Genomic DNA, 7,672 nt, shown 5'->3' on the forward strand with positions numbered 1-7,672 from the left:
AAGGCGGGAACGGAAACGAACGCCCAAAGCCCAAAACGACGAGGCACAGGCCCCGGCCGGCGCCGGAGACTGCCTGGTGCATTCGCGTTGCAGCGGCGGAGCGCCGAAAGGGCTCCGCATCCGCTGCGCGGATGCTATCAATTCTCGAAATTAAACAGCGGCGTGCTGAGATAGCGCTCCCCGTTGCTCGGAACGACGGCGACGACGCGTTTGCCTTTGCCCAGTTCTTTGGCGACTTTCAAAGCCGCGAAAATGGCTGCGCCCGAAGAGATGCCGCACAGAATTCCTTCTTCCTTGGCGGAACGGCGCGCCGTTTCGAACGCATCTTCGTTCTCGACGGTAATAACACCGTCATAAACTTCCCGGTCCAGAATGTCCGGCACGAAGTTGGCGCCGATTCCCTGGATTTTATGAGGTCCGGGTTTGCCGCCGGACAGAAGCGGGGAAGCAGCAGGTTCTACGGCATAAATGCGAATATTCGGGAAATGCTGCTTCAGCACTTGACCCGCACCTGTAATCGTACCGCCGGTGCCAATGCCGGCCACGAACGCATCCAGCTTGCCGTCCAGCGATTGAATCGCCTCGACGATTTCCGGACCCGTCGTTTCGCGGTGAATTTTGACATTGGCCGGGTTTTTGAATTGCTGCGGCATGAAGTAGTTCGGATTCTCCTTCAGAATCTCTTCCGCTTTCTTCACCGCGCCGTTCATTCCTTCCGAGCCCGGCGTCAGCACCAGTTCGGCGCCATAAGCGCGAAGCAAGTTGCGGCGCTCGATGCTCATCGTTTCCGGCATGACCAGAATGGCCCGATATCCTTTCGCAGCGGCTACCATCGCCAGACCGATACCGGTATTGCCGCTGGTCGGCTCGATAATGGTGTCGCCCGGTTTGATTCGTCCTTCTTGCTCGGCAACTTCGATCATGCTGATCGCAATCCGGTCCTTGACGCTTGCTCCCGGGTTTTGGTATTCCAGCTTGACATAAATTTCTGCGCTATCTTCCGGGACGAGACGGTTCAATCGAACAAGCGGCGTATCACCGATCAGCTCGGTAATACTGTTGACAATTTTGGCCATGAATGCAAGCCTCCTTGTTATTCCGACTATTTCAGTAGGTTTTGCCTGATTCCATCTTACCAATGGATGTCATCTATTGTCAATACCCGATTTCCGCCAAAGGGCCTAATTTCCGCTTTGAAAAGCCGGTTTTAGGACGACTGCATATTTCGACAGCAGCTCCTCCTCGACTTCCCGAAGCGGCTTGGCAACGGAAAGCGCGATTTGTCGGCGTGCCGCCTCGCGGAGCAAGTCTCCGCTAAGCGCGGTCGCTTCCCGCTTCTCGAGCAGCCGTACTACGGCATACCCTTCCTTCACCTTGAGCGGTCCGGTTGCGGAGCCGATCTCCAAACGGCCGGCAGCTTCCAGCAGGGCAGGATCGAGAAACGGGTCGTTCTGGTCGACAAGTCCGAGATCGCCGCCGTTATCCGCCGTAAATTCGTCCTTGGAATATTCGCTCGCCAGACGCTCGAAGCTTTCCCCTTCCTCAAGCAGATCCAATACGCGTTCCGCCTCATCGTACGTATCGGTCACAATCCAGGCCAGCCGGTATTGCGTCGTCCCCTGAAACTGCTGGCCATATTCGCGAAGATAGTCGTCGATCTCTTTATCCGTCACGGAAATCGTACGGGTGGCGATCTTCTCCAGCAACAGCCGGTAGCGCGCATCCTTCCATACGTCCTCTTCGGTCAAGCCGAGCTGGTCCTTCATCGCATCGTAGAAAGCTTCTTCGCTCCCGTAGCCGAGCACGCGCAGCATAAGCTCGCCTTCAATCTCTTCATCCCGCACCGTAATGCCGTATTTGGCCGCTTCCAGATCGATAGCCCGGCGTATCATCATCGTCCGCAGCACGGTGTCCCCGTACTGGCGGATCAATTCGGATACCCACTCGTCCTCCGTTATGACGCCGGAGCCGACCCGGGCGACAACGCTGCCGTCCGTCTGCTCGCGGCCGTCCGGCGACTCTTCTTCATCCGTCGGCGCACCCGCCTCTTCGCTCGGGTAAGCCGGAACGGTTCGGCTGATAACGAAAGCCGACAACGCAATCAGGCATATCGCCTGAAACACAACAATGCTCTTCAGCAAGCCCGCTCTCCTCATCTGTTCCGGGCCTCCGTTATGTGCCGTTCTTCGCCTTGACCCGGTGCAGCAGCGCTTCCAGCTGCGGTTTGTCAAACGAATAGGCCTCATTGCAGAAGTGGCAGACGACCTCGGCCTTTCCTTCCTCTTCGGCCAACGATCGGAGTTCTTCCTCCCCCATGCTGATTAACGTCCGTTCGACCCGATCCCGGCTGCACTTGCATTGAAAACGAAGCTCCATCGTATCGTGAATTTGCAAATCGTCGCCGACGGCAAAACGCAATATTTCTTCCGGCGTCTCGCCCTGATCGAGCAGCGACGTCACGGGCGGCATCGCGCCGATGGCCCGTTCCAGCTTGTCGAGCTCCGCATCGGTCAGACCCGGGAGGATCTGAATGATGAACCCTCCGGCATGAAGGACGGAGCCGTCCGTATCGACCAGCACGCCAAGACCGACTGCCGAAGGCGTCTGCTCCGATACGGCAAAATAATAAGTGAAGTCTTCCCCGAGCTCGCCGGAAATGATCGGCACGCTGCCCCGGTACGGCTCCTTCAGCCCCAGATCCTTGATAATATGAAGATGTCCGTTTCGGCCGACGGCTCCTGCCACGTCAAGCTTCCCTTGTGAATTGCTGGCCAGATGGACGGAGGGATGATCGACGTATCCGCGCACTTCGCCCTTCGCGTTGGCATCGACGACGATTTGCCCGAGCGGTCCTTCCCCTTTGATTTGCACCGTAAGCTTCTCGTCGCCTTTCAGCATGGCGCCCATCATCGCGGCGGCCGTCGCCGCCCGTCCGAGTGCGGCCGTCGCTGTCGGAAGCGTGCCGTGACGCCGGCGCATCTCGTCCACAAGCCGTGTAGTCCGGGCCGCGAAGACACGAATGCTGCCCCCCATGCCGTTCCCCGGACCAAAATATCCTGTAACGGCTCATTCATTAATAATCCCTCCGTTTTCTACCCGATTTATTTATGAACAATGTCTGCGGTGTACCAATAGATGATCCCTGGCAAAGCTTTAGTCCCGGTTTCGCTCGTAAATGAGACGCAACCCGTCCAGGGTAAGAAGCGGATCGATCTCCTCGATCGTCTCCGATTCGGAAGCGATCAGCTCGGCCAACCCGCCCGTCGCGACCACTTTGGGCCGAACGCCGAACTCCGCCCGGATGCGCCGGACGATGCCGTCGACTTGTCCGGCGTATCCGAATATAATGCCGGCCTGCATCGACGTTACCGGATTCCGGCCGATCACGCTGCGCGGCTTGGCCAGCTCGATACGGGGAAGCTTGGCGGCGCGCTGGTATAGCGCTTCGGTCGAAATCTGGATGCCCGGAACGATGGCCCCGCCCAAATAATCGCCATGCTCGTCGATGAAATCGAACGTCGTCGCCGTTCCGAAATCGACGATAATGAGCGGCGTGCCGTATTTCTCGATACCTGCGACAGAATTGACGATCCGGTCCGCCCCGACCTCGCGCGGGTTTTCGTAACGGATATTCAATCCGGTCTTCATTCCCGGTCCGACGACAAGCGGCGTCCTTCGCAAATATTTCAGGCACAGCTGCTCCAACGTGCGCATCAGCGGCGGCACAACGGACGAAATGACGACCCCTTCGATCCGGTCCATCGGCAAATTTGCATATTGAAACAAGTTGTGAATGGTGATGCCGTATTCGTCCACCGTCGCGGCCCGATTCGTACTGAGACGCCAATGATGGAGCAGCTCCTTCTTCTTATATATACCAAGCACAATATTGGTATTTCCGACATCGATAACCAAAATCATGACGGGTTCCCGCCCTTCTTTGCATTCAAATCGAGGCTGATATCGAGGGAATCGAACGAATACGTAAGCCCTCCGACGGAAATGACGTCGACGCCGCATTCCGCAATCGCGCGCACCGTATCCAGACGGACGCCGCCGGACGCTTCCGTAATCACATGGGGAGACCGGCTCTTAATGCGAAGAACGGCTTCCCTCATTCGATCGTACGGCATGTTGTCGAGCATAATAATGTCGGCGCCGCATTCGAGCGCTTCGTCCACTTGCTCAAGTGACTCGGTCTCGACTTCGATTTTCATCGTATGCGGAATGCGCGCCCGAGCCGCCTCCACCGCCTGCCGGATGCCGCCGGCGGCCTTGATATGGTTGTCCTTGATCATGACGGCGTCGTACAGGCCGAACCGGTGATTGGCCCCTCCGCCGACACGTACGGCATATTTCTCCAACAACCGGTGGCCCGGGGTCGTCTTGCGCGTATCGACAAGGCGGACCGGCAGCCCCTCCAGCGCCTCGACAAAACGTCTTGTCTTGGTCGCGATGCCGGACATCCGCTGCATCAGATTGAGCGCCAGACGCTCGCCCGTCAAGAGGCTGTGCGTGCTGCCTTCCACTTCGGCCAGCACGTCGCCCTTCGTTACCCGCTGGCCGTCCTGCCTCAGCGGCCGGAAGCGCAATCCGGGGTCGACGACTTCGAATACGAGACGAGCGGCCGGCAATCCGGCCACAACCCCGTCCTCCTTCACATGAATAACCGCCTTGGACTGGCTGCCTCCCGGAATTGTGACAGCGGTCGTAATGTCCCCGCTGCCGACGTCCTCCGCCAGCCAGCGGCGGATTTGCTCCTTCAACGCTTCATTATACCCTTCGAACTCATAGGAGAATCCGTTATCAATCATCGTCAATCCGCTCCCCCGTCAAACCTTGCAGCCGGTGCAGCACCGTATGCTTGCGCCAGCGCTCATCGTCCCTCTCCGGGAAATCCTCGCGATAATGCGCGCCCCGGCTCTCCTCGCGGGCCAAGGCCGCTTGCGTCGTCAACAGCGCGCAAACAAGAAGGTTGGCAAACTCGAATTCTTCCCGCCTCGTCAATACCGACTCGAATATCGGCAGTTGGCGCTTCAGCTCTTCCAGTCCTTTGGCGAGTCCCTTCGCATCGCGCCGCAAACCGACATAGCGAACCATCACCTTCTGCAGCTTGAGACGCCGCTCGACGACCGCTTGCATCGGTACGCCGCCGCGGCTCCGCTCTTCCCGGATATCCGGGATCGGCAATCCTTCGACGGGGGGCAGTTCGTTAATTCGCTCGACGATGCGGCGGCCAAATACAATCGCTTCCGACAGCGAATTGCTGGCCAGACGGTTCGCTCCATGAACGCCGGTCGAAGACACTTCCCCGCATGCGAACAATCGGCGAATATTGGTTTCCCCGTGCAAATCGGTTTTGACCCCGCCCATCATATAATGCGCAGCCGGAGCTACCGGAATCCAGTCGGTTGTCAGATCCAGACCGTAGTTGAGGCAAAAATCGTAAATGTTCGGAAACCGGTGCTTCACCATATCCGCCGGCTCATGCGTGATGTCCAAATAAACGAATGTCGACTTCGTCGCTTCCATCTCGCTCACGATCGCCCTTGCCACGACGTCGCGCGGTGCCAGCTCCAGCTGAGGATGATAGCGTTCCATGAAGCGCTCGCCTTTAATATTGCGCAGTATCGCACCTTCGCCGCGCACCGCTTCGGAAATCAGGAATCGGGGAGCGCCGGGATAACAGAGCGAGGTCGGATGAAATTGAATAAATTCCATGTCCTGAATATAGGCGCCCGCGCGATAAGCCATCGCGATACCGTCGCCTGTGGCGACATCGGGATTCGTCGTATAACGGTACAGCTGGCCGGTTCCGCCGGAGCACAGGACGACAGCTTTGCCGCGCACGAACAGCTGCTTTCCGTCAGGCTTCTGCACGAGCGCGCCGCAGCATTCGCCGTCCTCGGTTATCAAGTCGATGACAAAATGATCGTCCCAGATCTCAATTGCCGGATTGCCGACGGCTTTCTCCGACAGCGCCCGCACGATCTCGTAACCGGTGGCGTCTCCGTTCGCATGCAAAATGCGGCGTTGACTATGCGCGCCTTCCTTCGTCAGCGCGAATTCGCCGTTTTCCTGATCGAAATGGGTGCCCATCCGGATAAGGTCCCGCACCCCTTCCGGCCCTTCGTGAACGAGCACATCGACCGCATCTTGCGAGCATAGTCCGACCCCTGCCACAAGCGTATCCTGGCGATGGTATTCGGGCGAATCGTCGTCGGAAATGACGGCGGCAATGCCGCCCTGGGCGTAACGCGTATTGCTGTCCATTAACGATTTCTTCGTAATAACCAGAACCGAATTACTTTCGCTCGCCTTGATGGCGGTAAAAAGGCCGGCAATGCCGGCCCCTATGACGATAACATCTTTCTCCACGACAGGGAGCTGCTGGAGCGATACGTTAACGAGATATCTTGGAATCATGGCAACTATAGCCTCCCGGGCAATACATCAGAACGGCGCGCGGTCATTTGACCTGCAGCATGCGCTCCAGCGACAAGCGGGCCTTGTCGGCGACATGCGGCGGCACGTAAACTTGCGGCTGCATCGTCTCCAGACATTTGACCAGCTTCTTCAGATTGTTGACTTTCATGTTCGGACAAACCAAATATTTGGTGGCAAAATGGAACGTTTTATCCGGACTGTCCATACGCAGTTGGTATCCCGTGCCGTCTTCCGTTCCGACGATAAATTCCTTATGATCGGATTCTCTGCAATATTTAATGATTGCGGTCGTACTGCCGACGAAGTCTCCAAGCGCCACGACTTCCGGACGGCACTCCGGATGAACGACGAACTGGGCGTTCGGATACTTCGCTTTCATCTCCTCGACATCCTTCACCGTCAGCATGTCGTGCGTGTTGCAGTATCCTTCCCAGATGATCATCTTCTTGTCCGTTTGCTGCTGGACGTAATGACCGAGATTTTTGTCCGGAACCCAGATCACTTCGTCGCTTTCCACCGAGTTGACCACCTTCACCGCGTTCGCTGACGTGCAGCAAATGTCGGTCTCCGCTTTCACCTCGGCGGACGAGTTGATATATGTTACAACCGTCGCATTCGGGTGCTGTGCTTTCAGCTTGCGAAGGCCATCGACGTTCACCATATCCGCCATCGGGCAGCCCGCCCGCTCGTCGGGAATGAGAACGGTCTTATTGGGAGCCAGAATTTTAGCGCTCTCGCCCATAAAATGAACACCGCAAAACACGATGACATCGGCATCGGTCTGCGCGGCCTTCTGGGCAAGCAAAAACGAGTCGCCTCGGAAATCCGCCACTTCCTGAATTTCATCCCGCTGATAATAGTGGGCCAGAATAATCGCGTTGCGCTCTTTCTTCAATTCCATAAGCCGATCGCGCAGCTGGCGGTTCTGCTCCGCCTTGCGCTCCAGCGCCAATGCTTCCATGATTGACATCTCCTCTTCGGATCTGACTGGCTTTGGCCTCGCATAATGCCCCCTGCGACTTTGTGAACTTATGCACAAGCTTGCGGGAAAACGTACACTACCGAGTCCCCTGTATGCCATTTCATTTAATTATCATTAAATTTACACAAGGTATTTATCCATGTCAATGAGAAAAACCACCGGTCCGTTCCAGGCAAAATGGCCATTGCGCCGGATTAGACGCCATACCATGGCCGCACGTTCATTCCGGTTTTTATTGCAGAA

General features: G+C 57.1%; 6 protein-coding genes and 1 pseudogene. All 7 read right to left on the reverse strand.

The genetic code is table 11. The annotated features are described in order from the left end of the window. Nucleotides 1–137: 137 nt before the first annotated feature. A complete protein-coding gene (cysK, locus tag PACILC2_RS24455; RefSeq protein WP_062489591.1) occupies nucleotides 138–1,076 on the reverse strand; it encodes a cysteine synthase A in 939 nt (312 codons plus the stop codon). Nucleotides 1,077–1,181: 105 nt separating this feature from the next. Beyond that, nucleotides 1,182–2,141: a peptidylprolyl isomerase gene (locus tag PACILC2_RS24460; protein ID WP_160327746.1), complete on the reverse strand. Its 960-nt coding sequence runs from the start codon at nucleotides 2,139–2,141 to the stop codon at nucleotides 1,182–1,184. A 31-nt stretch (nucleotides 2,142–2,172) separates the two neighbouring features. Continuing rightward, nucleotides 2,173–3,074: pseudogene (hslO, locus tag PACILC2_RS24465) on the reverse strand (Hsp33 family molecular chaperone HslO). A 79-nt stretch (nucleotides 3,075–3,153) separates the two neighbouring features. Further along, nucleotides 3,154–3,921, reverse strand: a complete 768-nt coding sequence (locus tag PACILC2_RS24470) for a type III pantothenate kinase (RefSeq protein WP_062489597.1) — start codon at nucleotides 3,919–3,921, stop codon at nucleotides 3,154–3,156. After that, entirely contained in the window at nucleotides 3,918–4,814 is an 897-nt protein-coding gene (nadC, locus tag PACILC2_RS24475; protein ID WP_213531495.1) for a carboxylating nicotinate-nucleotide diphosphorylase, read from the reverse strand. The genes PACILC2_RS24470 and nadC overlap by 4 nt, the downstream gene beginning before the upstream one ends. Next, entirely contained in the window at nucleotides 4,807–6,426 is a 1,620-nt protein-coding gene (gene nadB, locus PACILC2_RS24480) for an L-aspartate oxidase (RefSeq protein ID WP_213531497.1), read from the reverse strand. The genes nadC and nadB overlap by 8 nt, the downstream gene beginning before the upstream one ends. A 43-nt stretch (nucleotides 6,427–6,469) precedes the next feature. Continuing rightward, nucleotides 6,470–7,408: a quinolinate synthase NadA gene (gene nadA, locus PACILC2_RS24485; protein ID WP_062489603.1), complete on the reverse strand. Its 939-nt coding sequence runs from the start codon at nucleotides 7,406–7,408 to the stop codon at nucleotides 6,470–6,472. Between the last annotated feature and the right edge of the window lie 264 nt (nucleotides 7,409–7,672).

The organism is Paenibacillus cisolokensis (genome assembly GCF_018403665.1).
Classification (GTDB): Bacteria; Bacillota; Bacilli; order Paenibacillales; family Paenibacillaceae; genus Paenibacillus_AH; species Paenibacillus_AH cisolokensis.

Bases quoted from the DNA above. Each gene is read 5' to 3' on its own strand.
- cysK (WP_062489591.1), bottom strand. From the start codon at position 1,076: ATGGCCAAAATTGTCAACAGTATTACCGAGCTGATCGGTGATACGCCG.
- PACILC2_RS24470 (WP_062489597.1), bottom strand. From the start codon at position 3,921: ATGATTTTGGTTATCGATGTCGGAAATACCAATATTGTGCTTGGTATA.
- nadC (WP_213531495.1), bottom strand. From the start codon at position 4,814: ATGATTGATAACGGATTCTCCTATGAGTTCGAAGGGTATAATGAAGCG.
- nadB (WP_213531497.1), bottom strand. From the start codon at position 6,426: ATGATTCCAAGATATCTCGTTAACGTATCGCTCCAGCAGCTCCCTGTC.
- nadA (WP_062489603.1), bottom strand. From the start codon at position 7,408: ATGGAAGCATTGGCGCTGGAGCGCAAGGCGGAGCAGAACCGCCAGCTG.